This is a genomic window from Pseudomonas sp. PSPC2-3, assembly GCF_049898265.1.
Lineage (GTDB): Bacteria > Pseudomonadota > Gammaproteobacteria > Pseudomonadales > Pseudomonadaceae > Aquipseudomonas > Aquipseudomonas veronii.
Map to the genome: position 1 here is coordinate 406948 of NZ_JAFCXJ010000001.1, position 24735 is coordinate 431682.

The 24735-nt window shown below is 56.6% G+C and carries 23 protein-coding genes and 4 pseudogenes; 13 read left to right on the forward strand and 14 right to left on the reverse strand.

The window, feature by feature from the left end; translation table 11 throughout:
- Positions 1-2: 2 nt before the first annotated feature.
- The 4 genes from dapF to ACP7E3_RS01935 are packed head-to-tail and all read left to right on the forward strand — an operon-like array spanning position 3 to position 3157.
- Positions 3-833: a diaminopimelate epimerase gene (gene dapF, locus ACP7E3_RS01920; protein WP_108524818.1), complete on the forward strand. Its 831-nt coding sequence runs from the start codon at positions 3-5 to the stop codon at positions 831-833.
- A gap of 13 nt (positions 834-846) precedes the next feature.
- Positions 847-1563 carry a DUF484 family protein gene (locus ACP7E3_RS01925; protein WP_017845172.1) on the forward strand — a complete coding sequence of 239 codons (717 nt, stop codon included), beginning with the start codon at positions 847-849 and terminating at the stop codon, positions 1561-1563.
- Positions 1564-1565: 2 nt separating this feature from the next.
- On the forward strand, positions 1566-2465 hold the full coding sequence (gene xerC, locus ACP7E3_RS01930; RefSeq protein ID WP_046381665.1) for a tyrosine recombinase XerC: 900 nt from the start codon (positions 1566-1568) through the stop codon (positions 2463-2465).
- Positions 2462-3157, forward strand: coding sequence for an HAD family hydrolase (locus ACP7E3_RS01935; RefSeq protein ID WP_102617843.1), 696 nt, complete (start codon positions 2462-2464; stop codon positions 3155-3157). The genes xerC and ACP7E3_RS01935 overlap by 4 nt, the downstream gene beginning before the upstream one ends.
- 114 nt (positions 3158-3271) lie before the next feature.
- Here ACP7E3_RS01935 and sutA read toward each other — a convergent pair whose 3' ends face one another.
- From sutA to glnK, 4 genes are all read right to left on the reverse strand, one after another.
- Positions 3272-3598, reverse strand: a complete 327-nt coding sequence (gene sutA, locus ACP7E3_RS01940; RefSeq protein WP_017845175.1) for a transcriptional regulator SutA — start codon at positions 3596-3598, stop codon at positions 3272-3274.
- A gap of 103 nt (positions 3599-3701) precedes the next feature.
- Positions 3702-4127, reverse strand: a complete 426-nt coding sequence (locus ACP7E3_RS01945; protein ID WP_017845176.1) for a secondary thiamine-phosphate synthase enzyme YjbQ — start codon at positions 4125-4127, stop codon at positions 3702-3704.
- 212 nt (positions 4128-4339) lie between these two features.
- Positions 4340-5677, reverse strand: a complete 1338-nt coding sequence (locus ACP7E3_RS01950; protein WP_057004005.1) for an ammonium transporter — start codon at positions 5675-5677, stop codon at positions 4340-4342.
- A 33-nt stretch (positions 5678-5710) separates the two neighbouring features.
- Positions 5711-6049 (reverse strand): P-II family nitrogen regulator, encoded by a 339-nt coding sequence (gene glnK, locus ACP7E3_RS01955; RefSeq protein ID WP_002555808.1) that lies wholly within the window; start codon positions 6047-6049, stop codon positions 5711-5713.
- A gap of 422 nt (positions 6050-6471) precedes the next feature.
- Between glnK and ACP7E3_RS01960 the strand changes: the two genes are divergently transcribed.
- Both ACP7E3_RS01960 and ACP7E3_RS01965 read left to right on the forward strand, forming a co-directional pair.
- Complete coding sequence (locus tag ACP7E3_RS01960) at positions 6472-6735, forward strand: accessory factor UbiK family protein (protein WP_017845178.1); 264 nt, start codon at positions 6472-6474, stop codon at positions 6733-6735.
- Positions 6736-6950: 215 nt separating this feature from the next.
- Positions 6951-7598, forward strand: a pseudogene (locus ACP7E3_RS01965) (magnesium chelatase domain-containing protein); the annotation flags it as partial.
- A 179-nt stretch (positions 7599-7777) separates the two neighbouring features.
- On the opposite strand, the gene ACP7E3_RS01970 reads toward ACP7E3_RS01965, so the two are convergent.
- Positions 7778-9637 (reverse strand): GmrSD restriction endonuclease domain-containing protein, encoded by a 1860-nt coding sequence (locus ACP7E3_RS01970; protein WP_426122131.1) that lies wholly within the window; start codon positions 9635-9637, stop codon positions 7778-7780.
- Positions 9638-9869: 232 nt separating this feature from the next.
- Between ACP7E3_RS01970 and ACP7E3_RS01975 the strand changes: the two genes are divergently transcribed.
- Both ACP7E3_RS01975 and ACP7E3_RS01980 read left to right on the forward strand, forming a co-directional pair.
- Complete coding sequence (locus ACP7E3_RS01975) at positions 9870-10793, forward strand: DUF4145 domain-containing protein (protein WP_426122132.1); 924 nt, start codon at positions 9870-9872, stop codon at positions 10791-10793.
- 442 nt (positions 10794-11235) lie between these two features.
- Positions 11236-11880 carry a YagK/YfjJ domain-containing protein gene (locus ACP7E3_RS01980; RefSeq protein ID WP_426122133.1) on the forward strand — a complete coding sequence of 215 codons (645 nt, stop codon included), beginning with the start codon at positions 11236-11238 and terminating at the stop codon, positions 11878-11880.
- Positions 11881-12020: 140 nt separating this feature from the next.
- On the opposite strand, the pseudogene ACP7E3_RS01985 reads toward ACP7E3_RS01980, so the two are convergent.
- The 3 genes and pseudogenes from ACP7E3_RS01985 to ACP7E3_RS01995 form a co-directional block, all read right to left on the reverse strand.
- Positions 12021-12317: pseudogene (locus ACP7E3_RS01985) on the reverse strand (energy transducer TonB); the annotation flags it as partial.
- Positions 12318-12847: 530 nt separating this feature from the next.
- The gene (locus ACP7E3_RS01990) at positions 12848-13129 is read right to left on the reverse strand and encodes a hypothetical protein (protein ID WP_078834456.1); all 282 of its coding nucleotides are present in this window, start codon (positions 13127-13129) and stop codon (positions 12848-12850) included.
- 19 nt (positions 13130-13148) lie between these two features.
- Positions 13149-13370, reverse strand: a complete 222-nt coding sequence (locus ACP7E3_RS01995) for a hypothetical protein (protein WP_078834455.1) — start codon at positions 13368-13370, stop codon at positions 13149-13151.
- A gap of 122 nt (positions 13371-13492) precedes the next feature.
- Here ACP7E3_RS01995 and ACP7E3_RS02000 point away from each other — a divergent pair, with 122 nt between their 5' ends.
- From ACP7E3_RS02000 to ACP7E3_RS02010, 3 genes are all read left to right on the forward strand, one after another.
- Complete coding sequence (locus ACP7E3_RS02000; RefSeq protein ID WP_426122134.1) at positions 13493-13765, forward strand: helix-turn-helix domain-containing protein; 273 nt, start codon at positions 13493-13495, stop codon at positions 13763-13765.
- A gap of 50 nt (positions 13766-13815) precedes the next feature.
- Positions 13816-14022, forward strand: coding sequence for a hypothetical protein (locus tag ACP7E3_RS02005; RefSeq protein ID WP_078834453.1), 207 nt, complete (start codon positions 13816-13818; stop codon positions 14020-14022).
- Between the two features lie 139 nt (positions 14023-14161).
- A complete protein-coding gene (locus ACP7E3_RS02010) occupies positions 14162-14779 on the forward strand; it encodes a recombinase family protein (RefSeq protein ID WP_426122135.1) in 618 nt (205 codons plus the stop codon).
- A gap of 78 nt (positions 14780-14857) precedes the next feature.
- On the opposite strand, the gene ACP7E3_RS02015 is transcribed toward ACP7E3_RS02010, so the two are convergent.
- On the reverse strand, positions 14858-16651 hold the full coding sequence (locus tag ACP7E3_RS02015) for a recombinase family protein (protein WP_426122136.1): 1794 nt from the start codon (positions 16649-16651) through the stop codon (positions 14858-14860).
- Positions 16652-16688: 37 nt separating this feature from the next.
- On the opposite strand from ACP7E3_RS02015, the pseudogene ACP7E3_RS02020 reads away from it, so the two are divergent.
- A pseudogene (locus ACP7E3_RS02020) lies at positions 16689-17573 on the forward strand (YifB family Mg chelatase-like AAA ATPase); the annotation flags it as partial.
- A 10-nt stretch (positions 17574-17583) separates the two neighbouring features.
- Here the strand turns inward: ACP7E3_RS02020 and glyA are convergent.
- From glyA to ACP7E3_RS02035, 3 genes are read right to left on the reverse strand one after another with little or no spacing between them, the layout of a single operon-like run.
- Complete coding sequence (gene glyA / locus ACP7E3_RS02025; RefSeq protein WP_426122137.1) at positions 17584-18849, reverse strand: serine hydroxymethyltransferase; 1266 nt, start codon at positions 18847-18849, stop codon at positions 17584-17586.
- 25 nt (positions 18850-18874) lie between these two features.
- Complete coding sequence (locus ACP7E3_RS02030) at positions 18875-19690, reverse strand: YggS family pyridoxal phosphate-dependent enzyme (RefSeq protein ID WP_426122138.1); 816 nt, start codon at positions 19688-19690, stop codon at positions 18875-18877.
- Positions 19687-20928 (reverse strand): benzoate/H(+) symporter BenE family transporter, encoded by a 1242-nt coding sequence (locus ACP7E3_RS02035; RefSeq protein ID WP_046381659.1) that lies wholly within the window; start codon positions 20926-20928, stop codon positions 19687-19689. Before ACP7E3_RS02035 ends, ACP7E3_RS02030 begins: the two co-directional genes overlap by 4 nt.
- A 142-nt stretch (positions 20929-21070) precedes the next feature.
- On the opposite strand from ACP7E3_RS02035, the gene ACP7E3_RS02040 reads away from it, so the two are divergent.
- A complete protein-coding gene (locus ACP7E3_RS02040; RefSeq protein WP_426122139.1) occupies positions 21071-22570 on the forward strand; it encodes a PLP-dependent aminotransferase family protein in 1500 nt (499 codons plus the stop codon).
- A 17-nt stretch (positions 22571-22587) separates the two neighbouring features.
- Here ACP7E3_RS02040 and ACP7E3_RS02045 read toward each other — a convergent pair whose 3' ends face one another.
- The gene (locus ACP7E3_RS02045; protein WP_370737543.1) at positions 22588-23448 is read right to left on the reverse strand and encodes a methyl-accepting chemotaxis protein; all 861 of its coding nucleotides are present in this window, start codon (positions 23446-23448) and stop codon (positions 22588-22590) included.
- Between the two features lie 42 nt (positions 23449-23490).
- Positions 23491-24564: pseudogene (locus ACP7E3_RS02050) on the reverse strand (Cache 3/Cache 2 fusion domain-containing protein); the annotation flags it as partial.
- Positions 24565-24735 lie beyond the last annotated feature (171 nt).

The window sequence follows — 24735 nt, forward strand, 5'->3', positions numbered from 1 at the left end:
CCATGCTGCTGCGTTTTACCAAGATGCACGGGCTGGGCAATGACTTCATGGTCCTTGACCTGGTCAGCCAGCACGCGCACATCCTGCCCAAGCACGCCAAACAGTGGGGCGACCGTCATACCGGCATCGGCTTCGACCAGTTGCTGATCGTTGAGGCGCCGAGCAACCCGGAGGTGGATTTCCGTTACCGGATCTTCAACTCCGACGGTTCCGAAGTGGAACAGTGCGGCAACGGTGCGCGCTGCTTCGCCCGCTTTGTGCTGGACAAGCGCCTGACCGCCAAGCGGCAGATTCGTGTCGAGACCAAGAGCGGCGTGATCGAGCTGGATGTCCGCAGCGACGGCCAGATCAGCGTCAACATGGGCGCGCCACGCCTGGTGCCGGCGGATATTCCGTTCCAGGCTGCCGAGCAGGCCCCCAGTTATACCGTCGATGTGGACGGCCAGGCTGTCGAACTGGCGGCGGTGTCCATGGGCAACCCCCATGCGGTGCTGCGGGTCGACGACATCAATAATGCGCCGGTGCACGAGCTGGGGCCGAAGATCGAACATCACCCGCGCTTTCCGGCACGGGTCAATGTGGGCTTCCTGCAGGTGATCGACCGCTCCCGCGCGCAATTGCGCGTATGGGAACGCGGCGCCGGCGAAACCCAGGCCTGCGGCACCGGTGCTTGCGCCGCTGCCGTGGCCGCGATCAGCCAGGGGTGGATGGATTCGCCGCTGCTGATCGACCTGCCCGGCGGACGTTTGTCCATCGAATGGGCAGGCCCCGGCCACCCGGTGATGATGACCGGGCCGGCCACGCGCGTATACGAAGGACAGGTCCGTCTATGAGTGAGCCAAGCAAATGACCGATAAGCCTCAAGTACCCGCACAAGCATCCCCGAGCGAAAGTCTGGAGGCCGCTGCCGTCGCGGCGTACCTTGAGGCTAACCCGGACTTCTTCGTCGAACACGAAGAACTGCTGCCGGCCCTGCGCATCCCCCACCAGCGTGGCGACACCGTGTCGCTGGTGGAGCGGCAGATGAAGATCCTGCGCGAGCGCAACATCGAAATGCGCCATCGGCTCTCGCACTTGATGGACGTCGCCCGCGATAACGACCGCCTGTTCGACAAGACCCGTCGCCTGATTCTGACGCTGATGGACGCCACCAGCCTGGAAGAAACGGTGATCGCCGTGGAAGACAGCCTGCGCCAGGACTTCCAGGTGCCCTTCGTCAGCCTGATCCTGTTCAGCGACAACCCGATGCCGGTCGGGCGCTGGGTCAGCGGCGGCGAAGCGCAAACGGCGATCGGCGGCCTGCTTTCCGAAGGCAAGACCATCAGCGGCACCTTGCGCGAGCATGAACTGGACTTTTTGTTTGGCGCCGAGCAGCGCAAGCAGATCGGTTCGACCGCCGTGGTCGCCCTCAGCCATCAAGGCCTGCATGGGGTACTGGCCATCGCCAGCCGTGATCCTGCGCACTACAAAAGTTCGGTGGGCACGTTGTTCCTGACCTACATCGCCGAAGTGCTGGGCCGCGTATTACCGCGCTTCACCACCGCCCTGCGCGCGGTGCGCTGACCATGGAACGGCAACTGGACGCTTACTGCGCACACCTGCGCAGCGAGCGCCAGGTGTCGCCCCACACCCTGGAAGCCTACCGACGGGACTTGAACAAGGTCCTGGCCTACTGCGAAAAGCAGCAGATCCCCAGTTGGAAGGCCTTGGACATCCAGGGCCTGCGCAGCCTGATCGCGCGCCTGCACCAGCAGGGCCAATCCTCGCGCAGCCTGGCGCGCCTGCTGTCGGCGGTGCGCGGCCTGTATCACTACCTCAACCGCGAAGGCCTGTGCGACCACGACCCGGCCAATGGGCTGGCCCCGCCCAAGGGCGAGCGGCGGCTGCCCAAGACCCTCGACACCGACCGCGCCCTGCAATTGCTCGATGGCGCCGTCGAGGACGACTTCCTGGCCCATCGCGACCAGGCGATCCTGGAGCTGTTCTATTCTTCGGGCCTGCGCCTGTCGGAACTGACCGGGCTGAACCTCGATCAGCTCGACCTCGCCGACGGCCTGGTGCAAGTGCTCGGCAAAGGCAGCAAGACCCGCGTGCTGCCGGTGGGCAGGAAGGCCCGGGAAGCGCTGCAACTGTGGCTGCCCCTGCGCGCACTGACCAACCCGGCGGACGACGCCGTATTCGTCAGCCAGCAGGGCCGGCGCCTGGGGCCGCGGGCGATTCAACTGCGGGTCAAGGCGGCCGGCGAGCGCGAGCTGGGGCAGAACCTGCATCCGCACATGCTGCGGCACTCGTTTGCCAGCCATTTGCTGGAGTCGTCCCAAGACCTGCGCGCGGTGCAGGAACTGCTCGGCCACTCTGATATCAAGACGACACAGATCTACACCCACCTGGACTTCCAACACCTGGCAACGGTGTACGACAGCGCCCATCCACGGGCCAAACGCATCAAGGGCGGCGACTCATGAGTATCAAGCTGATCACCTTCGACCTCGACGACACCCTCTGGGACAACGTCCCCGTCATCATCAGCGCCGAAGCGTCGATGCGCGAATGGCTGGCCACCCATGCCGCCAAGGTCGGCGAACTGCCCCTGGAACATTTCGCCAGCCTTCGCCAGCAGGTGCTGGAACGCCATCCCGAACTCAAGCACCGCATCAGCATGCTGCGCCACCGCGTACTGATGCACGCGTTTGAAGAGGCCGGTTATCCACAACCTGAAGCGACGGAAATGGCCGATGTGTGCTTTGAAGCGTTCATTCATGCGCGCCACCAGCTCACCGTATTCCCCGAAGCCGAGCCGATGCTGCAAGCGCTGCGCAAACACTTCCTGCTGGGCGTGATCACCAACGGTAACGCTGACGTACAGCGCGTCGGGTTGGCGGACTACTTCCACTTCGCGTTGCGCGCCGAAGACATCGGCATCGCCAAGCCGGATGCACGGTTGTTTCAGGAAGCGCTGCAACGGGGCGGGGTGGACGCCAGCGCGGCGGTGCATATCGGCGATCATCCCGGTGACGACATCGCCGGAGCGCAACAGGCGGGGCTGCGTGCCGTGTGGTTCAACCCGGCAGGCAAGGTCTGGGAAGGGGATAAACTCCCGGATGCGCAGATTCGCAGCCTGACGGAACTGCCTCCGCTGCTCAAAAGCTGGCAGTAAGTGGGAGGGGGCTTGCTTCCCCTATATTGGCAGGCGGTGAGCCGTAGGAATTTGTTTCAGGCATGAAAAAGCCCGCAGCGACGGCGGGCTTTTCCAGCAAGCCAGAAGCAGACCTCAGATAGGTCGGCTGCCGTACTTGTTATCCGGCTTCTTGGGTGGATCTGCCACCACGTTGGCCTCGACTTCCTGCACTTTGCCGCCTTTAGCGAGGAATTCCTCCATCGCACGGGCCAGCGCGTCGCGCTCTTTGTTCTTGGCTTCAACACTTGGCAGCTCATCGACCGAAACAGCGGCCTTGGCTTTGCCTTTGGCAGCCGGAACAGGAACGTCATCGCCACCGTCGTCGTCAGCAACGTCTTCCGCTGCCGCCTCAAGACCTTCTTCGGTGTCGTCTTCGTCGCCTACTTCCAGTTCGTCGTTTTCCAGATCATCGTCGCTCATGTTCTACCTCATGACTTGCGAAAAGCAGATTAGTTATAGCCCAGCTTCACCATCTGTCGAAGGTCGCCGGAAAAAAATCAACATCCACCGGATAACCAGTGGCTTATGCCCCATCACCGTGCAAAGTGGCGAGGACTTTACGAGCACCGCCATGATCACGGTGCTCGCCCAGATAAACACCTTGCCAGGTCCCCATCGCCAAGCGGCCGGCCTTGACCGGCAAACTCAGCTGGCAACCCAGGAGACTGGCCTTGAAGTGCGCCGGCAGATCGTCCGGGCCTTCGTCGTTGTGTTCGAACCCGGCTCGGCCTTGCGGCACCAGCGAGTTGAAAAAACGCTCGAAGTCACGACGAACCGCCGGATCGGCATTCTCGTTGATGGTCAACGAGGCCGAGGTATGCTGCAACCACAGATGCAACAGGCCCACGCGACACGCCTTCAATTCAGGCAAGCCGGCAAGCAACTCGTCGGTTACCAGGTGAAAGCCCCGGGGCTTGGCCCGCAGGGTAATCAGGGTCTGTTGCCACATACAGTTCTCCGCCCATCGGCGCGCATTCTAGCGCGCTCAGGGAAAAAACAAAGTGCCGAATACGCCTACATGCCTGTAAGACATTCGCACCCGGAAAAGCGCCGTGCGCGCGCCATCACACACGCGACGCAAAAAACCGGCCCCCCGTGTCATGACGGACAAACACCAGACAAAAAAATGCCCGGCAAGCCGGGCATGTTTTTTTCGCCTACTTACAAGTTGTAGCCGCGTTCGTTGTGTTGTGCCAGGTCGAGGCCGACAGCCTCTTCTTCGTCGGTAACCCGCAGGCCCATGACCATATCCAGCACCTTGAGGATGATGAAGGTCACAATGGCGGTGTAGATCACAGTGAAGCCGACGCCTTTGCACTGAATCCAGACTTGGGCCGCCACGTCAGTCACGGTGCCGAAGCCACCCAGGGCCGGTGCTGCAAACACACCGGTCAGGATTGCGCCGAGGATACCGCCGATACCGTGGACACCGAAGGCGTCCAGGGAGTCGTCATAGCCCAGTTTGCGTTTCAGGGTCGTGGCGCAGAAGAAGCACACCACACCCGCCGCCAGGCCGATGATCAGCGCGCCCATCGGGCCCACGGTACCGGCAGCCGGCGTAATGGCCACAAGGCCCGCTACCACACCCGAGGCGATGCCCAGGGCACTTGGCTTGCCGTGGGTGAGCCACTCGGCGAACATCCAGCCCAGGGCGGCAGCGGCGGTAGCGACCTGGGTCACCAGCATCGCCATACCGGCAGTGCCGTTGGCCGCGGCAGCGGAACCGGCGTTGAAGCCGAACCAGCCGACCCACAGCATGGCTGCACCCACCAGGGTGTAACCCAGGTTGTGAGGCGCCATTGGCGTGGTCGGGAAGCCTTTACGCTTGCCGAGGACCAGGCACGCTACCAGGCCAGCCACACCGGCGTTGATATGCACCACGGTACCGCCGGCGAAGTCCAGCACGCCCCAGTCACCCAGCAACGAACCCGGACCGCCCCACACCATGTGGGCAATCGGCGCGTAGACCAGGGTGAACCAGACGCCCATGAAGATCAGCATCGCGGAGAATTTCATACGCTCGGCGAAAGCACCGACAATCAGCGCCGGGGTGATGATGGCGAAGGTCATCTGGTAGGTGACGAACACCGCCTCAGGGAACAGCGCCGCAGGGCCGGTAATGCTGGCCGGGGTCACACCCGACAGGAACAGCTTGGACAAGCCGCCCACGAAGGAGTTGAAGTTGACCACACCCGCTTCCATGCCGGTGGTATCGAACGCCATGCTGTAGCCGTAGACGAACCACAGGATGGTGATCAAGCCGGTGATGGCGAAGCACTGCATCATCACCGACAGAATGTTTTTGGAGCGAACCATACCGCCGTAGAACAGCGCCAGGCCGGGAATGGTCATAAACAGCACCAGCGCGGTGGATGTAAGCATCCACGCGGTGTCGCCGGAATTGAGGACTGGAGCAGCCACTTCGTCTGCCGCCATGGCCAGGCTTGGCATTACGATGGACAACAGGGCTCCGAGCCCTGCGAATTTACGCAGAGTCATATTGTTTTCTCCTGGGGCGTTGGGTTTGGCGGCTTAGATTGCGTCGGTATCGGTTTCGCCGGTACGGATGCGAATAGCCTGTTCCAGATTGACCACAAAGATCTTGCCGTCACCGATCTTGCCGGTGTTGGCGGCCTTGGTTATCGCCTCGATAACCCGATCAAGATCCTTGTCGTCAATGGCGACATCAATCTTCACCTTCGGCAGGAAATCAACCACGTATTCCGCGCCGCGATACAGCTCGGTGTGACCCTTCTGCCGCCCGAAGCCTTTGACCTCAGTAACGGTAATGCCCTGCACGCCGATTTCGGACAACGACTCGCGTACATCGTCCAACTTGAACGGCTTGATGATGGCAGTGACTAGCTTCATGAAAACTCTCTCCCGAATTGGTGGACTTGCCCCAGGAAAACAAACCCGTCTCAAGTCTAAGCGCAGCGCCTGGCTTTGTAACGCGTCGTCGCAAGAGCAGTTGCCATTGCGACGCCAGCGAACCACTGGTGACGAAACCTGTACCCCTGATCCGTCGGCGCACTGCATTCGTCACAGCGACTGCATCAGTGCATGGGTCATGTTCGTCTAAGCAGAAACCTTGCCAGCTCCGTAAAAACCACTGAAATCAGTCCCTTGCTCACTTATGCCCACCTGCGGGGCTTTTTGGCGGGGTGATTGCGCACGAAAACGGTGCGCTACCGCCCGACACCCTGCGCGAAAAGCGTGCGCCCGAGGTCGTGGAAATGACTATAGACGCTGCGTGATACACTGCCCGCCAACAGTTTTCCGGAATATTTCCCATGCTCGCGCCCAAAGACCTCCTCGACGCCCTGAGCGGCCATGCCTCCCGCCTGTTCAGTGGCGAGACCCCGCTGCCCCGCAATGAAATCGAAAGCCAGTTCAAGGCCTTGCTGCAAAGCGGCTTCAGCAAGCTCGACCTGGTCAGCCGGGAAGAATTCGACAGCCAAATGGTGGTGCTGGCCCGCACCCGAGCACGCCTGGAAAGCCTGGAGGCGAAAGTGGCGGAGCTGGAAGCACGGTTGACCCCGGCAGCCTCTGAATAACCCCCGACCAATGTAGGAGCTGGCTTGCCTGCGATGGAATCACCTCGGTCCCTCTGATACGCCTGACCGCCCCTATCGCACGCAAGCCAGCGCTCCCACCTGTTCTGCGTCACTCTGCGGATACGTTCTGTAAAAACCTCCCGCGTCCCGCTCTACCCCACCTCGTCTACCCTTGAAAAACCGCAGGAAGCGGTCCGCCCTTTCAAGGAATGAGCATGTCCCTCGCCATCGTCCACAGTCGCGCCCAGATCGGCGTCGAAGCCCCTGCCGTCAGCGTCGAAGTACACATGGCCAATGGTCTGCCATCGCTCACCCTGGTGGGCTTGCCGGAAACCGCCGTCAAGGAAAGCAAGGACCGCGTGCGCAGTGCCATCCTCAACTCCGCGCTGCAATACCCGTCCCGCCGCATCACCCTCAACCTCGCGCCCGCCGACCTGCCCAAGGACGGCGGGCGTTTTGACCTGGCGATAGCCCTCGGGATTCTCGCGGCGAGCGTGCAGGTGCCGACGCAGATGCTCGACGACGTGGAATGCCTGGGGGAATTGGCGCTATCGGGCGAGGTACGCGCAGTGAAAGGTGTGTTGCCGGCAGCGCTCGCGGCGCGCAAGGCCGGGCGCAGCGTGATCGTGCCCCGGGCGAATGCCGAAGAGGCCTGCCTGGCATCGGGGTTGAAGGTGATTGCGGTGGACCACCTGCTACAGGTGGTGGCGCACCTGAATGGGCATGTGCCGATCGAGCCCTTCAAGTCTGACGGTTTGCTGTACTTGAACAAACCTTACCCGGACCTCAGCGAAGTCCAGGGCCAACTCGCCGCCAAACGCGCATTGCTGATCGCTGCGGCAGGCGCGCATAACCTGTTAATTATGTGTGACAAAACACCCAGATCGCTCACAAACAGTTCACTATTTGTTATCGCGGTTGCAGGATCAGATAAAGGGAATCTCAATTCCATTCCCTCACCTGCTCGTTGTGGTACCAAACCAACGTCAGAGCAGAGAGGGCTTGAGAAAACTAGTGTCTCCGTTTGGGGCGGATGGTGGTATCAGAGTCCGGCAATCCAGCGTCGGAAGAGCTCGGCATAGCCAGGAGACTTGATTTCATGAACATCCGTGCCTTTGCGGACGTAGAATTTGTTGTCGTAACTAGAAGGATCAGTTTGAGATGTGGCCTCAAGAACTATTACTGTCTTGTCAAAATATCGCACTGGCTTGATATGCCGAAGGACATACGACTTCAAGTCATCGGACATTGGGGACTGCGCAATCTTCGCGACTAGCAGATTGAAAAAATCATCAAGAGACTTCCCTATTACATTGGCCTCGTGTTCGACTCCAGTAATGTAAAATCTTTCATACAACAATGGCTCCACGCTAAAGAGTTCTTTAACTCGAGACGCGTCCTTCACAGTGTCTGCCACACCAACAATCACGTAACCTTTGGTACCCTTCTTGATATTTGCGATTGCAACTAAGGTTTTCAGGATTTTTTCAAAAGACCCCTCATCAAACGCATTAGTACCGTCAAGACGCAAAAAACCCTGTTTGAAATCGTAGGCGACTTGTTCAGTATAGGATTGCTGAAGTATATTTTGCAGTTGAGTAATCCAGCGAACCAACGCCGGGTCGTAAGTACCCGACGGCGAAAATGCTTCTTTTATCTTTCCGACAAACGAGTTCACTAACCCACGACGGTTTTCCCCACTCCAGCGGCCACCTTCCGGAATTGTGATCTGGTCCCCACTATGCCGCAATAATTTCAACAGACCTTGCATGTCACTGATTTCCTGGCCAGAACAGACAACAAGTTCGTGCAGAGCCAGAAATAAAATCTGGAAGTACCTAGGCGCCCTTGACGGCTGCGACTTAAACATCAACTGACCAAAGTTGGTGTTGCCCGCCATGAAGATCAATTTCATCTGATCAAGAACACGTGAGAAGTCAATAATTAAAGACTCTGGCGTATATTGTTGAGTTGCAATCTCCACCTGATTGAATCGTTGAACAGAGTTATCACCATCACGAAATCCGAAAAAATCATCGAGAAACTCAGTTCTTGAGGATGGCTTGGGGTCCAGCAGCATATATGCCAGAAGGTCAGCAATAATTTCTTCGTCGCGTGACTCCCTAACTTGCTCACGCGTAAAAACCCCTTGCCCGATCCAAAATATCGAATCAACATTGATCCCGTAGGTAAGGGCCTTGTTAGTGATACTTATTTTAGCCATTTCATTAAGTGGTAGCTCATCCGAACTTGACACGTCACCACGTACCTTTGAAGCAACGACCCTTACCGCGTTGGCGAAGTGTCCGGTAGAACCAGCTATTCTTAATTCCTGTCTTGAGAGCTTTCGGCCACCAGAGTTAATTCGGCGAAACACCTCATCCACTTCTTCAGGATTAGAAAATTCATATATAGAGAGTGGTAAAGTATAAGATGCGACCTGGACGCAAAGATCACGCGGCATCAAAGGTAGTTTTTGCTCAATTATATGATTGTCGACTAATTGTTTTGTCGTGGCCATTGAAGCCAAGTCGAAATAGGCACCATCAACTGAAAACTCATTCTCGAGGAATCCCATAATGGCATTCAACCGTTGCATGCCATCGATAATTTCATAAAGGTTTCCGGTTGGCCCCGTGCGTTCAGCCAACAATATTATCGGTACCGGGTACCCGCTTATAATTGAGTCAATGAATTTTACTTTTTCATCTGAAGTCCACACAAGCTTCCGCTGATAACGCCTGTTAACAATGAAGCGTCGAGACTGGTAATTTCCGTACACGCGCTCAACTGCCTCGCCGCGAACGGTCAAATCTTTATGAATCTGATTCGGTGGAAGCATGCTGGCGCCTTCAATAAGTGCTGTAGGGAGCAAGCTCTCACTGTTGGTTCCAGCCCGCATGCCCCCATCATAACTGGTGCGCGTGTAAATGCCATCCCCCCTGGTTTCCACCCCGCGCACCAAAATGCTGAGGGGATATCACTCTCGTGAAGGCATACCTGAAAAAATAATCGGACGCTCAAATGATGCAAATATAGGGCTGGACAAAACAAGCATTAAAATAGTAGCGTCTGGCCACTAATCTATTTGGGAAGCATCTGTGCATCCCACCACCAACTCGGACCAATAAGCTGTGAAAGAAGACGAAGTTCAAGTAGTAAGGAATGACTGTAGGTCTTGCAGCAAGAATACAAGGCATGAAGTCATTACTTCAGTCGAAGACAAGAATAGACATGACTGGTTAAACGAAGTCGAAACTTGGCGAGTTGTACGCTGTCTAGGCTGCCACACGTATTCGTTTCAGCATCGGCTAGATGACTATGACGAGATTGAAGAAGACAGCGATGGAAACCTAATTCACTCAGTTACTGTAGTGGTCTATCCAAGCGTTATCAAAAATCATCATGGGCTTACACAAACATACCATTTACCACAGCTTATAAGCACAATCTATCAGCAAACATTAAAAGCCCTTAGTCAAAACGCCAATGTACTAGCCAGCATAGGATTGAGGGCCTGCATTGAGGCTGTTTGCAATCATCTTGAAATTTCAGGTACAAACCTACAGAAAAGGATTGATCAACTTTTCAAAGCTGGTCACGTCTCTAATGGCGACAAGAAAAGATTGCACGCAATACGTTTTTTGGGCAACGACGCAGCACATAAAATAAAGCAACCTCAATTCATGGAAATTCGTATCGCGTTGGAAATTGTGGAGCACTTGCTCAATACGTTGTTCATACTGGAACATAAAGCGTCCACACTTGAAACAGTTGCTGAAAACTATCAAGACTTCGTAAAGTTGTTGGAGTCGTGCGCTGCCAGACACAAATCTGGAAACTCCATTAACCTTTTGGGCCTTCTAGGAAAACAACGTCGATTAATCTCCGTTAGTATTGAGCCATTTGAAACCCAACTAATATCAGAAATTGATGCAGGCACACTAATATTCCTCACAAAAGCCACAGCAGTAGCAGAGAATGAGAAAGACATCCAGCTATATGATGTAAACATTCAATACTTCAATGATCGTTTCGATGACGAAATACCGTTCTAGGATATTGGACCCGGCCAACAAAATAAAAGAACGCTTAGCAGTGATATTTAATGAACCAAATATCACTCAAAACTCCCAGCATCGGCCGGCCTTCGAATGATGCGAATCAAAAAACCAATTGTCCAAACCCGGCAAAAAATTCAGCCTGCCAGCAAGAGGTATCACTCGGAAGAAAAATCCCTGTTCAATGTTTAGCATGGCGTTGACATGCCGTATACTAGATCAAAACGGGCCACCCCGTCACTGTGCTCTACACCTCTTTTGTCCAAAGCTAAACCTCGTGCAATGCGCAAAAACCGGGCCTCACGGCATACTCACACACCTGCACTCTTTTAATATCTTGTAGACACCCTACAAAGTCGACCATCACATCACCCAAAAGGAATATTTTACATGCATTACATTAATCACCAATCCATCAAGAATGAAGGCAAACAAAATAATGATGATGAACAAAACCTTTAAACCGACATACAAAGGAATGAAAGTCAACTGCAAGAGCAAGTACGGACAGGGCTTATATTCAGCGATCTTAGATCGAATCTACGCCCAAGTTCTTAACCTTCAAAGCTATTACTCTAGAATCACAATTGTAAGAATTGACCTTCATTTTCCAGACAGTTTTGATTTTGGTCATAAGCTAGAAAATAAACTTCTCAGTCAATACATCAAAAAAGTCAAAATCGATCTTGGTTCGAGCATTTGGAATGAACACAAACGAATTGTACATGGATGGGTAAAAGAAATTGGAACAAGTGAAAAGTCACACTATCACTTATTTTTCGGATTCCAAACACTGCATCGCAATTTAGGGGCGATTTCAGGCGATGGCCATACTGGCATGTGGAAATTATTTGAACATCACTGGGTAAGGCTTACGGGCGGTTCTGTTCATCTCATCAAACCGCACTTTCTGAAACGCGATGATAAACAAATTTTTGAAGCTAGCTTCTACCATTTGAGCTACCTAGCGAAAATCAGGGACAAACATTTCGGTACGGGCGAATCATATCGAAGATTTGGTTTTTCAAAGCTCCTACCAAAGACCAAAGAACTAACAGTTCTGGAAAGCCTAATGGTCGCCTGATGTTTTATTTGCCCCTAAAAGCTCCTGTAGCTAGAATAGAGCACGACAAATCAAAAGCCGATAGACGGGTAGCGCCAAGCGAGATGCCAGCCTTGTACGGGCTTGTAGAGGGCCTGGCTGGCCGCGTTAGTAAACCCAAACTAAAACGCCAAATCCTCTGGGGTAAACTTCATCCTGAATGCTTGATATCTGTTGACGTCCGATGATTTCATTTGTTGCATTTCAGTCAATCGACCAATATTTTTGACTGCTGCTACTGCAGACTTATCAAATGGTTCATCGCCACTGGATTTGGCTATACTTACTGATCTAACGGTCCCGTCTGGTGTCATGCCGATTTCCAGTTCAACTACCATTCCCTTTCTTGCTGATGGTGGGCGTATCCAGCCTTCAGCGGAACGAGCTTTGATCAGTTCGTCAAAGTTCGCTGCCATATCAATTTCATTGATTAGTTCGGGCGCAGAACTAGAAGTCGCAACGCTAGGTGGAAACACCAAACAGTTTCTTAGATATATGCCAAGCCCAAACTCTACCCTTCGGCATTGAAAGTATAGCTCCTGCCCTGCATCGAAATTAGCAGCAAATTCATTGATGGGTTGGATGGCTGTAATTTTCGGCTTAACACCAGATGTATTCCATGGCCAAGCCTGATATCCGGACATGAATACTGTGACAGCAGTATTTTTACCTTGATCAATAATGAAGAACGCGCCCTGATCATCCATCATGATGTTACTGATACGTCCGTGATAGATTCCAGGCTTGCTAAATTTAATTTGTGCCCTTGCCTGATTGGATTGTAAGTCCTTTGTAATCTGCTTGGTGTCAATAGCCTGCCGAAATTCCCACCCAGTTGTGTCAAACAATTCATGCATGCGCGTGTTGAATTGATCCCATGCAGCGGAATCAACTCCAGCGGCATGGGTAACAGATGCCATTGTGGATAGCAGCACTATCAATGGAAACTTCATTGGAAATCCTTTTTTTTGGACTGGCGATTTGAATTCAACAGGCACATGTCAATGGCCATAATTAGATTTGTAACTATCCAAACCAGAAACAAATGTTCTTGAGGGCTGCGCACTAGAATTGCCAGTATTAGCGCCCCGCCGAAAATACCCGCGAACCATCGCCCCATGTACAGGTAGCCGGCACCGGGAAGCAGCACATTCAACGCCACTGCGGCAGTCCTGCTTTTTGATTTCGGTCTGCTGATTGCGTGGTACTGATCAAGCTCTGGTTTTTTCATTGGCATTCATCCTTGAAAGTCAGTAAGGGCTGGTCTGTGCACGTAATCGCCGCAAGGTCGAGGGAATCCCTGCCAAAAACAAGATCAACGCCACCACCAGCATCACAGTGCCCACTAGAACGCCAACGCCCAATGCTTGCCGAAAGCTGGAAACGTACCCGAACTCAAGTGAGCAGATTCCAACGATGCTGGCTAGTGGCATGGAAAACACTGCAATGAATATGGAGATATAGAGCTTCATACCGCTTCCTTTGTTATGTCGGCCCACTTGATGTGGACGTCATGACAAGCGTAATTTTATCTGAAAATCAGATATCTGAAAACCAGTTATAGATTGTGGGCTGCTCATTTTTGGACAGCCTTATGCCGAAAGCCATTTACCGGCCTGAATACGACGTATTCCTATCGTTACTCAAGCAACGACGATCTCTCGCAGGCCTGACGCAAGGGGAATGTTCCAAGGCATTAGGACGCCCACAATCGTTCATGAGCGACGTTGAGCGTGGTATTAGACGACTCGACATTATCCAAATCCGTGACCTGTGCGTTGTTTTACGCTGCGATTTTGTCGAGCTGATTCAGGATTTTGATAAACAAGTAGAAGCGAAACATTTAACTTCCCGCTCCACCAAGTGAGTATCGACCTGCGCCTTTCACTTTCAGCATAACCACGAAGGACAATTATCGTGTCAGACCAGAATGAATCGATAGCGAATGCATTGGAGCTGCTGCTGATCAACCAAAATGGTATAGGTGCGGCCATTGAAGAACTGGCGAAGTGGGTGGATGAGCGCGGGTCTACAGATACGGCCCGTAACGCTGTGGGGGCGCTGGAGGTGCTGGATACAAACGCTGAAGGCATTGCCTCGGCTATAAGGCTTCTACGCAACTAGCCCCCATTCCAACTATCGCAAGACTCTACTTCTCTGGTAGTCGGATAGCTGTCGCTCTTTAAATATCATTAACCTATTGCAGATAGACATATGATCGAATTATCATAGGTCTATCAAATAAAACCATAAAGGATAAGAAATGAAAGCACATCTGTATCTCCGGGCCAGCACCAAAGACCAGGACGCCCTTAGGGCCAAAGCCAGCTTAGATGCATTCGTAGCGGCAAAAGGTCTTGCCATTGCAGGCGTTTATTCGGAAAACATCAGTGGTACAAAGCTAGATCGACCAGAACTGATGCGATTGCTGGATGCAGCCCAACCAGGCGAATGCATCGTATGTGAAAGTGTCGACCGCCTTAGTCGGCTTTCTCAGTCAGATTGGGACATCTTGAAAGGCAAGATCAAAGCAAAGGATTTACGCCTTGTGATTGCAGACTTACCCACAACTCACATGTTGATTGAAGACAAGGGCATGACTGGTCAGATAATGGAAGTGATCAACAGCATGTTATTGGACCTTATGGCGACGATGGCTCGCCTGGACCAAGAAAAACGTGTTGAGCGAATTAGACAAGGCTTGGAAAACAAGCGTATTGCAGACCCAGCTTGGACACCAAAGGGAAAGAGTAAGAACGTGGAAAAGTGGGAAAAAGTACAAATGCTGATGACCAAACACCCAACGATGTCTGCGGCAGATATTGCCAAACTTGCAGAAGTGGGTATTGCAACAGTCTACCGTATCAAACGGGGGGCATAGCTCCCGGTGAGGGGGTTAAAATTAAGGTACCATCCCCGGTTCCATGCAGCGAAGATCAATTCAGGCATTAAGTACCTTCTAACTTTCATCCTTGTTTCCGTTCCAGAATTTCTTTTCGAAAACCTGTAATAACTTTTTGTTGGCCATTTCATTATCCGCTGCACTAAACCTAAACTTATGTACGCCAATGTCAGCAGGCACATTATCTTTGAATGCCGCCATCAACTCATCAGACAACACTTCTTTTAGCATATTATCTGGGCTAGCTATGAACTTTGTCGACCCCATGTCATTTTGACGAATACCGGCACGCAACAGCTCAACAGAAAAAGGAACAAATAGCAGATCACTTCCATGATCCCACATGTATAGAAATTTAGGAAACTCCCCAATCATTACACTGTATTGAACTCGAATATCATCGTGTTTAACCCGAACTTTCACCTTTAACCGTTGAACCTGTTGGTTCGCCAGAAATCGTCCCTCATACGACTCTAAGTCAAGCTTTCTGAAAAAATCGGATTTGTCTGTGATATGTTCAGCTGAAAGAGTGGCTTTACACCCATCACGCTCAAGTTCCAGTCGAGATACCTCTTTCTCAATATCTGCTGCGGTTTCCGCAAGCGTTTTTGAAGGGTAATCACGCAATAATACAGAAACCTCTGCCAGCCTCATCTTAGCGGACTCCAGCCGCCCATCAAGTTCGTTAATACGCTTACGTAGCGATTGTGCGTTATCTTTGATTAATGATGCCATATTCAGTTTGGCAAGCATTTCTTTGAAAACGACTTCACTTTCATCTAATCGAACTGACCGATTAACGCACGCCCCCTTTGCTGACTTAGAACAACGAAGATATTTTCGTCCCTTCGGCGGCTTCCCTTTGTTCACCAAATGCATTGGTGACTTGCAGTATGCACATACAGCAACTTTCGCCCAAACATTGAAGTTAGCAGACGTCTTCGTTGCCTTCGATACATTTCGCGATCTGCGTCCCTCCAAAGCGGCGTAATACAATTCTTCTTCGATTACTGAAGGGTAGAAATCCTTAATAGGCTCACCGGAAGTTCGACGTTGGCCTTCCGTCCAAATATTTGGTTGATACTCTCCAAGCACTGACCTATTTGCCAGTATCTTGGCAATTGAGCTATTCCCCCACAACCCAGATTTGTTCCTATTTTCAGAACCAAAAACCGGCACACCTTCACCATTAAACAACTTCACAATCGCCCGTTGCCCATAACCCTGAACCGTCAGGTCAAACACCCTTTTCACAACACTGGCACGGTCAGGAACAACCCTGTAAGCCTCACCATCAAACGATAACCATTGGGGGCATGCAGCCCCAAGGGGTAGACCCTCAGATCGCGCCAGCGACTGTTTCTGCTGCCACGCATCCGAAACCCTCTTCCCCTTTACCGAAGACTCAGAATGAGCACGAGACATATGGAATATGGACATGACCAATTGCATCGGTTCGGCAGACTTGCGGTAAACAGTACCATCGCCGAAAGTAACAACAATGATCCCACTGTTTAAAAGGTCCAAAAATCGCGGTAACGCTTCCGTTACCTGTTCTCGACTGAGACGATCAAGTGATTCCACCAGCAAGTAAGAGCCAGGAACAATCTTGCCTTGTTTTACATAGTCGTAAAACCGACCAAGACTACTTGTAACCCGATTAACATTAGTTCCCCTATACGCACTTACACCTGCATCCAAGAAAGCATAGTTGCTATCCTTTACGAGCTCCAAATCGTGTCTGTCTGCATATTCAATAGCAGCCTTGTACTGGCGCCTACGACTGTCTCCCTTTGCCTGTTCTGGGGTTGAGAAACGCACATAGCTGTAGGCTTTCGGTCTGCTGGTCATTGGCCAATACGTTGATACTGAATTGGGTGTATTTTACCATAACTTGTTGTTCAGCGGCCCGCCCGGCACCGGCAAGACCTTGCTCGCCAGCCGCCTGCCGGGTTTGCTGCCGCCGCTGAGTGAGCACGAAGCGCTGGAAGTGGCAGCGATTCAATCAGTGGTCAGCCTGGCGCCCCTGAGTCATTGGCCCCATCGGCCGTTTCGCCAGCCGCACCATTCGGCCTCCGGCCCGGCGCTGGTGGGTGGAGGGTCAAAGCCGCAACCGGGGGAAATCACCTTGGCCCACCATGGGGTGCTGTTCCTGGATGAGCTGCCGGAGTTTGATCGCAAGGTGCTCGAGGTTTTGCGCGAGCCACTGGAGTCGGGGCATATCGTGATCTCCCGCGCCCGCGACCGCGTGAGTTTCCCGGCGCGCTTTCAACTGGTCGCCGCAATGAACCCCTGCCCTTGCGGTTACATGGGCGACCCCAGCGCGCGCTGTCGCTGTACGCCGGAGCAGGTCCAGCGCTATCGCAACAAACTCTCCGGGCCGTTGCTGGACCGGATCGACCTGCACCTGACCGTCGCTCGCGAAATCACCGCGCTGAACCCGGCCCCGCAGCCCGGCGACAACACGTCCACCGCCTCGGCACTGGTAGCCCAGGCCCGGGACCGCCAGCAACAGCGCCAGGGCTGCGCCAATGCGTTCCTCGACCTACCGGGGTTGCGCCAGCATTGCGCGCTGTCGAGGCCGGATGAAGCCTGGCTGGAAAGCGCCTGCGAGCGCCTGACCCTGTCCCTTCGCGCGGCCCACCGCCTGCTCAAGGTCGCCCGTACGCTGGCGGATCTGGAACACACAGACAGCATCCGCCGCAGCCACATCGCCGAAGCCCTGCAATACCGCCCCTCAGCCTCCAGTCAGGTCGACAGCGCCAACGTTTAGAAGGGAAAAGTCAGCGATAAACCGGGTGTCGGCGGCACAGCGCAATCACCTGTTCACGCACCTGCAGCGCAACGCTATCGCTTTCCCCACGTTGCAGGGCGTCCAGGACATCGCACAGCCAAGCGGCCAGTTGCTCGCACTCGAACACGCCGATACCGCGGGTGGTGACGGCCGGCGTGCCGATGCGCAGCCCCGAGGTGACAAAGGGGGAGCGCGGATCGTTGGGCACCGAATTCTTGTTGGCGGTGATGCCGGCGTTGCTCAAGGCCGCATCGGCGTCTTTGCCGGTGTAAGGCCGGTCGGACAGGTCGATCAACATCATGTGGTTATCGGTGCCACCCGAGACAATCCTGTAACCGCGCCGCTGCAACACGGCCGCCATGGCCCGGGCATTGACCACGACCTGGGCCTGGTAGGTTTTGAACTCGGGCCTCAAGGCTTCCTTGAAGGCCACCGCCTTGGCGGCAATCTGATGCATCAACGGCCCACCCTGAACACCCGGGAACACCGCCGAATCGAGTTTTTTGTAAAACGCTGCGTCCTGGCCCTTGGACAAAATCAACCCGCCTCGCGGGCCACGCAAGGTCTTGTGCGTGGTGCTGGTGACCACGTGAGCGTGCGGCAACGGGTCCGGGTACTCGCCAGCGGCGACCAAGCCGGCGACGTGAGCCATGTCGACCCAGAAAATCGCACCGACCTTGTCGGCAATCGCCCGCATGCGCGCCCAGTCTTTGTACCGCGAGTAGGCCGAAAACCCGCCGATCAGCATCTTCGGCCGCGTTTCCACAGCGATGCGCTCCATCTCGTCGTAGTCGAGCAAGCCCGTCTGCGGGTCGAGCCCGTAAGGCACGATGTGGTAATGCCGGCCCGAGAAGTTGGAGGGATTGCCGTGGGTCAGGTGCCCACCCTGGGCCAGGTTCATGCCCATCACCGTATCGCCGGGGTTGATCAAGGCCAGGAACACCGCGGCGTTTGCCTGGGCGCCCGCATGGGGCTGCACGTTGGCGTAATCGCAGTCGAACAGAGCCTTGACCCGTTCGATGGCCAGGCGCTCGGCCACATCGACGTATTCGCAGCCGCTGTAGTAGCGCTTGCCGGGGTAGCCCTCGGCGTATTTGTTGGTCAGTACCGTGCTCTGGAGGCTCATGACCAGCGGGCTGGCGTAGTTTTCGGAAGCGATCAGCTCGACATGGTCTTCCTGACGGCGCTCCTCGTTATGAATCGCCTCACACAGCTGCGGGTCGAAGCTTTCAAGTGTCAATGTTGAGTCGTACATGATGAACAGGTCCTTGCTGAAAAAGTCAGGTCGTTGACGGTTGATCGGCGCTCGGCCAGTAGTAGTCATCCGGCATGGCGCGGGCGCCGAAGATGGCCTGGCCGACGCGGACAACGGTCGCGCCTTCCTCGATGGCGATCTCGAAATCCCCGGACATGCCCATCGACAATTCCTCCAGGCTGACGCCCGCCGGGGCGTGATCGCGCAGGCGCTCGCGCAGTTCGCGCAGCCGCACAAAGCACGGGCGCACGCGGGCCACATCGGCCGAAAACAGCGCCAGCGTCATCAGCCCGCGAACGCGCAAGGCCGGGAACGCTGGCAGGGCCTGCAGAAAACCCGCGACGGCGTGCGGCTCCAGGCCGTATTTGCTGGCTTCCCCGGAGGTATTCACCTGCACGAACACATCCAGTTGGCGCCCTTCGATCTGCAGGCGACGATCCAGCGCCTCGGCCACTCGCAGGCTGTCCAGCGCCTGGAACTCACTGGCAAAGCGCGCGACCTGCTTGGCTTTGTTGGTTTGCAGGTGGCCAATCACCGACCACTGCAGATCGGCCAGATCGCTCATGGCCTGCCATTTGCGCTGGGCTTCCTGCACCTTGTTCTCACCCAGCAGCCGACAGCCCGCCGCATACGCCAGGCGCAGGTGCGCCTCGTCAAAGGTTTTGCTGACCGGCAACAAGCGCACGCCCGCCGGGTCGCGTCCGACCCGCCCACAGGCACTGGCGATACGTTGCTGTACGGCCGCCAGATTGCGCCGGAAGTCCTCCACGCTGGTGGCCTGCGGGTAACGCCCGTGACGCGCATGCAGGGTGGCGCTGGCTGGCGGTTCGGCGCGCATCATTGGGCCGCTCCCTTGGCCGCCGCCACCGCCTCGGAAGCCGGCGCACGGCGACGTGGCAAGCGGCCGTTGAGCAACGCATACGCAGCCAACCCGATCAACAACCCCCAAAACGCGCCGCCGATCCCGAGCAGGTTGATGTTGGCGGCGCACGCCAGAAAGGTGATCAGCGCGGCTTCACGCGACCTGACGTCCGCCATCGCGTTGGCCAGGCTGGCGCCGATGGTGCCCAGCAGGGCCAAGCCGGCCAGCGTGGTGATGAATGCCGGCGGGAACGCCATGAATACGGCGGCCAGCGTTACCCCGAACACCCCGACGAGGATGTAGAACACCCCAGCGGCAACCCCGGCGACCCAGCGCTTGGACGCGTCCTCCGAGGCTTCCTTGCCCGTGCAGATGGCCGCCGTGATGGCCGCGACGTTGAACGCGTGCGAGCCGAACGGCGCCATCAGCAGCGACCCCAACCCGGTCACCGTCAGGATCGGGTTGGCGCTGGTCTTGAAACCATCGTTGCGCAACACCAGCATGCCCGGCATGTACTGGCCCGTGAGGGTGATCAGAAACAGCGGCAGCGCCACACTGAGCAATGCATTGAGTGAAAACTCGGGCCGGGTGAATACCGGCGCCGCCAGTTGCAGGGACAGGCCCGACAAGTCCACCCGCCCCTGCACCAGCAGGAATCCCAAGCCCAGCAGCAGAATGCCGACGACCGCGTAGCGCGCAGTAAAGCGCTTGAGCCCGACGTAAGCGGCGATCAACACGCCGACCAACACCGGGTCGAGGCTCATGCCACCAAACGCGCCGATGCCGAACTGCAGCAGAATCCCCGCCAGCATGGCCGCCGCGATGCCCGGCGGAATCAGCCGGATGACTTTTTCGAAACAGCCGGACAGCCCCAGCAGCACAAACGCCACGGCTGAAACCATATACGCGCCGACCGCCTCGGCGTAAGGCGTGGCAGACAGCGCGACCACCAGAAACGCCGCAGCGGGGGTCGACCAGGCGGTGATGATCGGCTCACGGCTCACCCAACTGAGAAACAGCCCGGTCACCCCCACGCCGATCGATACCGACCAGACCCACGAAGCCGTCAGCTCGGGGCTGAGCCCGGCCACCTTGGCCGCCTGGAACACCAGAATGAATGTACCGCCATAATTGACGATGACTGAAATCAGCCCGGCCACGATGGGGTGCAACAGGTCGCGCGGGCGCAGCGGCGACGGCGATATTGACGAAGACATAGGGACTTTGCTCCTTGCCAGACGAGGGGTTGAGCCTCGCGTGATGGGTCATTGGCCGGCGTGAAGGCAGTGGCACAGGTGAAAGTCTACGGATAGACTGGCCTGCTATTACCGGCCAATTCTTCAGGACGAGGCAGACCGCATGGCGAAATCCTTCGCGCTGGAAACCCTGCAGATGCGCCTCAACGACGCGCAATTCCAGCGGTTGGGCCTGCACCAGCGCATTCAACGCGCGCTGCGCGCCTTGATCCTCGACGGCGCACTCTCGCCGGGCCTGAAGCTGCCGGCGACGCGGGTGTTGGCCACGTCGTTGGGGGTCGCGCGCGACACGGTGGAGAACGCCTACGTGCAGTTGCACCGCGATGGTTTTATCGTGCGGCGCGAGGGCTCCGGCAGTTACGTGTGCGAGGCCATCGGCACCGAATTGCGCGGTGCCTCGCGCCGCCGCATCAAGGCACAGGCCGTCAAAACCAGCCAGGCCGCACCGGGCGCCGGCTTGAGCCTGCGTGGGCGGATGATCCTCGACAGCGGCGGCGTGAACGATCAACAGGTGATCAAGGCATTCGCCACGGGCCTGCCCGAAACCCGCTCGTTCCCGACCGATGTGTGGGAGCGCCTGCAGCGCCAGGTGATGAAGGACTATCGCAGCAGCGTGCTGTTGCACGGTGACCCGCAAGGAGCCGAGTCGTTACGCAAAGCCATCGCGACGTACTTGAACCTTGAGCGTGGGGCGAAGTGCTCGCCCGACCAGGTCCTGGTGCTGAGCAGTACGCGCCAAGCGCTGTTTCTGTGTGCGCAACTGCTGGTGGACGTCGGCAAACCGATCCTGCTGGAAAACCCGGGCTACTACGGCGCCAGGAAGGCCTTCGAAACCGCCGAGGCCAAGGTCGTGCCCATCGATGTCGATGCGGCGGGCATCCGCACCGACCTGCTGCACGCCGACCGCAGCGGCGCCCATTGCGTGTATGTCACGCCGTCTCATCAATACCCGACCGGCGCCACGCTGACCCTGGAGCGGCGTCTGGAGTTGATCAACTGGGCCGCGGAAAAAGGCAAATGGGTCATCGAAGATGACTACGACAGCGAGTTCCACTACGAAGGCAAACCCACGGCCTGCGTGCAGGGCCTGGACAAATACCAGCGCACGCTGTACCTCGGCACCTTCAGCAAGACCCTGTTCCCCGGCCTGCGCATGGGCTACATGGTGCTGCCCCCGGAACTGGTCAAGGCCTTCACCTATGCGCGCAGCATGATGGACGGCCACACCCCGCAAATCCTGCAACTGACGCTGGCGCGCTTCATGGAGGACGGGCATTACAACGCCCATGTCCGGGCGATGCGCAAACTCTACGCCGGGCGCCAAGCCATCATGCTCGACGCCATCGGCAAGTACCTCGGCGATGTGGTCACGGCATGCCGGCCCCAGGGCGGGCTGCAAATCCCTTGCGTGCTGCATGAGGGGTGGTCGGAAGAAAAAACCATCCGCCAGGCCGCCAGCGCGGGTGTGCAACTGTCCGGCCTCAGCCGGTTGTATGCCGGTGCGGCCACGCAACAGGGATGGTTATTGGGCTACTCGTCCTTGACCGCCCATGAAATCGAAACCGCCATGCAGCGCCTGGCTAACGCGCTCAAGACGCGCTAGCCGCTCCAGGCGCGCCTTCAACGAAACCGATCGACCTCTTGGCGCAAGCCTGCCGCCAGCGTCTCCAGCTCCTTGGCGGTAATCGCCAGGTTCGACACCACTTCGCGTTGCTCGCTGTTGGCCAGCGCAATGCTCTGCAGGTTGCTGCTCAGCAACGTCGCCGTGCTGCTCTGCTCCTGGGTGGCGGTGGTGATCGCGGCGAATTGCTGCCCGGCCGAGCGGCTTTGCTCGTCGATGCGTGCCAGGGCCGACGCCACGTCGGCGTTGCGTGACAGGCCTTCCTGCATCAGCGTATTGCCCTGTTCCATGGTGCTGATGGCGTTACCGGTTTCCTGCTGGATGCTTAGGATCATCCCGGAAATCTCATCGGTGGCCTGGCGAGTGCGCGAGGCCAGGTTGCGCACTTCGTCGGCGACCACCGCAAACCCACGGCCCTGCTCGCCGGCGCGGGCGGCTTCGATGGCGGCATTGAGCGCCAGCAGGTTGGTCTGTTCGGCGATCGAAGTGATCACGCCAACGATGCCACCGATTTCCTGGGAACGCTGGCCCAAGGTGTTGATTACCGTGGCCGTGCTGTTCAGGGCGGTGGCGATGTGTTCCAGGGACGACGACGCCTCCTGCATCGAGTTGCGGCCGATGCGGGTCTGCTGGGCGTTTTCCTGGGCCAGGCGTTCGGTGTTGCCCATGTTGTCGGCGATGTTCAGCGAAGTGGCGCTGAATTCCTCCACCGCGCCGGCCATGCTGGTGATTTCGCCGGACTGCTGCTCCATGCCTTCATAGGCACCGCCGGACAAACCGGACAACGCCTGCGCCCGGCCGTTGACCTCTTCGGCGGCCCTGCGGATGTGCGACACCATGGTCGACAGCGCTTCCCCCATCTGGTTGAAGCTGCGCGCCAGTTGGCCGATCTCGTCATGGCTGGACACGTTCAGGCGCGCGCTCAAATCACCGCCGCCCAAGGCTTCGGCCTGGCGTACCAAGTCGCTCAACGGCGCCAGTTTGCTGCGCAACAACCACACCGTTGCGCCCACCGCCAGCAGCATCGCCAGCATGCTGCCGATCACCAGGCGAATGCCCACCGACCACGTGACCGCGCGGATCTCGGCTTTCGGCATGCTCGCCACCACCGACCAGGGGCCCCCGGCAAACGGCACCGAGACGCTGTAGAAATCTTCCTGCTTGTCGCTCCAGAAGCGGCCCTTGCCGGGCGCCTTGGCCAGGTCCAGCATCACCGGCACAGCCTGGTCCGGCGCCTGCACCCCGGCCGGCGGTACCAGCCAGTGTTTCTGTTCATCCAGCAGCGCCAGCGAACCGGTCTGGCCGATGCGGAAGCGCTTGAGGTTGTCGAACTGGGCATTCTGCTCATCGGTGTAGTCGAAGCCGATGAACAGCACCGCGATGACTTTGCCGCTGGCGTCGCGCACCGGGCTGTACTGGGTCATGTAGGAGCGATCGAACAGCACGGCGCGGCCGATGTACGTCTGCCCACCGACCACCCGCGAGTAGGCCGGCCCCTGGCGATCCAGCACTGTGCCGATGGCACGGCTGCCGTCCTGCTTGGTCAAGGACGTGCTGATGCGGATAAAGTCGTCGCCGCTGCGCACGAACACCGTGGCCACGCCGCCGGATATCTGCTTGAACTCGTCGACGTCACCGAAGTTGTTGTTCAGCAGCGCCTTGCCCAGGTACAGGCTCGGGGTCTGCACGCCGGCCACGGCGACCGGCTGATCCGCCTGCACGCTCAAGCCGGCGCCGAAGCGTTTTTCAAACAGCCCGCTCAAGCGCTGGGTGCTCTCGCGCAAGGTGCCGTGGAAGGTACTGAGTTGATCGGCAAGCAGCCGCGCCTCGCTGGCCAGATGTTCTTCCCGGGTATCGAGGTTGGCGGAGTCGAGGGAACGCAAGGCAAAAACCGTACTGCCGCTGATGACGACAGCCAGAATCACGGCTAACGCGAGGCCTAGCTGGGAGGCGATCCGAGCACGAGGTTGAGACATGACAGCTCCTGGCCGAGGCCTGGATCATCCTGATCTCATAGCGTTGCTCGGCAAATTATCTAGTGAGATTCGTTGGTGCACGATAGTTCCAACACCCCTACTTCGGCGGCGCCGGGCAATACTTGAGCGAAGTGCAGGGGTATCACGCAAACGATTGCTCTCTCACGCTGA

Coding starts and splice junctions, on each gene's coding strand:
- glnK (WP_002555808.1), bottom strand. CDS start 6,049: ATGAAGCTAGTCACTGCCATCATCAAGCCGTTCAAGTTGGACGATGTA.
- ACP7E3_RS02040 (WP_426122139.1), top strand. CDS start 21,071: ATGGCGAAATCCTTCGCGCTGGAAACCCTGCAGATGCGCCTCAACGAC.
- ACP7E3_RS01980 (WP_426122133.1), top strand. CDS start 11,236: ATGATGATGAACAAAACCTTTAAACCGACATACAAAGGAATGAAAGTC.
- ACP7E3_RS01995 (WP_078834455.1), bottom strand. CDS start 13,370: ATGAAGCTCTATATCTCCATATTCATTGCAGTGTTTTCCATGCCACTA.
- ACP7E3_RS01935 (WP_102617843.1), top strand. CDS start 2,462: ATGAGTATCAAGCTGATCACCTTCGACCTCGACGACACCCTCTGGGAC.
- dapF (WP_108524818.1), top strand. CDS start 3: ATGCTGCTGCGTTTTACCAAGATGCACGGGCTGGGCAATGACTTCATG.
- ACP7E3_RS02030 (WP_426122138.1), bottom strand. CDS start 19,690: ATGATGCGCGCCGAACCGCCAGCCAGCGCCACCCTGCATGCGCGTCAC.
- ACP7E3_RS02000 (WP_426122134.1), top strand. CDS start 13,493: ATGCCGAAAGCCATTTACCGGCCTGAATACGACGTATTCCTATCGTTA.
- ACP7E3_RS01990 (WP_078834456.1), bottom strand. CDS start 13,129: ATGAAAAAACCAGAGCTTGATCAGTACCACGCAATCAGCAGACCGAAA.
- ACP7E3_RS02015 (WP_426122136.1), bottom strand. CDS start 16,651: ATGACCAGCAGACCGAAAGCCTACAGCTATGTGCGTTTCTCAACCCCA.
- xerC (WP_046381665.1), top strand. CDS start 1,566: ATGGAACGGCAACTGGACGCTTACTGCGCACACCTGCGCAGCGAGCGC.
- ACP7E3_RS02045 (WP_370737543.1), bottom strand. CDS start 23,448: ATGGGGGAAGCGCTGTCGACCATGGTGTCGCACATCCGCAGGGCCGCC.
- ACP7E3_RS01950 (WP_057004005.1), bottom strand. CDS start 5,677: ATGACTCTGCGTAAATTCGCAGGGCTCGGAGCCCTGTTGTCCATCGTA.
- ACP7E3_RS01960 (WP_017845178.1), top strand. CDS start 6,472: ATGCTCGCGCCCAAAGACCTCCTCGACGCCCTGAGCGGCCATGCCTCC.
- ACP7E3_RS02035 (WP_046381659.1), bottom strand. CDS start 20,928: ATGTCTTCGTCAATATCGCCGTCGCCGCTGCGCCCGCGCGACCTGTTG.
- ACP7E3_RS01945 (WP_017845176.1), bottom strand. CDS start 4,127: ATGTGGCAACAGACCCTGATTACCCTGCGGGCCAAGCCCCGGGGCTTT.
- ACP7E3_RS02010 (WP_426122135.1), top strand. CDS start 14,162: ATGAAAGCACATCTGTATCTCCGGGCCAGCACCAAAGACCAGGACGCC.
- sutA (WP_017845175.1), bottom strand. CDS start 3,598: ATGAGCGACGATGATCTGGAAAACGACGAACTGGAAGTAGGCGACGAA.
- ACP7E3_RS01925 (WP_017845172.1), top strand. CDS start 847: ATGACCGATAAGCCTCAAGTACCCGCACAAGCATCCCCGAGCGAAAGT.
- glyA (WP_426122137.1), bottom strand. CDS start 18,849: ATGTACGACTCAACATTGACACTTGAAAGCTTCGACCCGCAGCTGTGT.
- ACP7E3_RS01970 (WP_426122131.1), bottom strand. CDS start 9,637: ATGCGGGCTGGAACCAACAGTGAGAGCTTGCTCCCTACAGCACTTATT.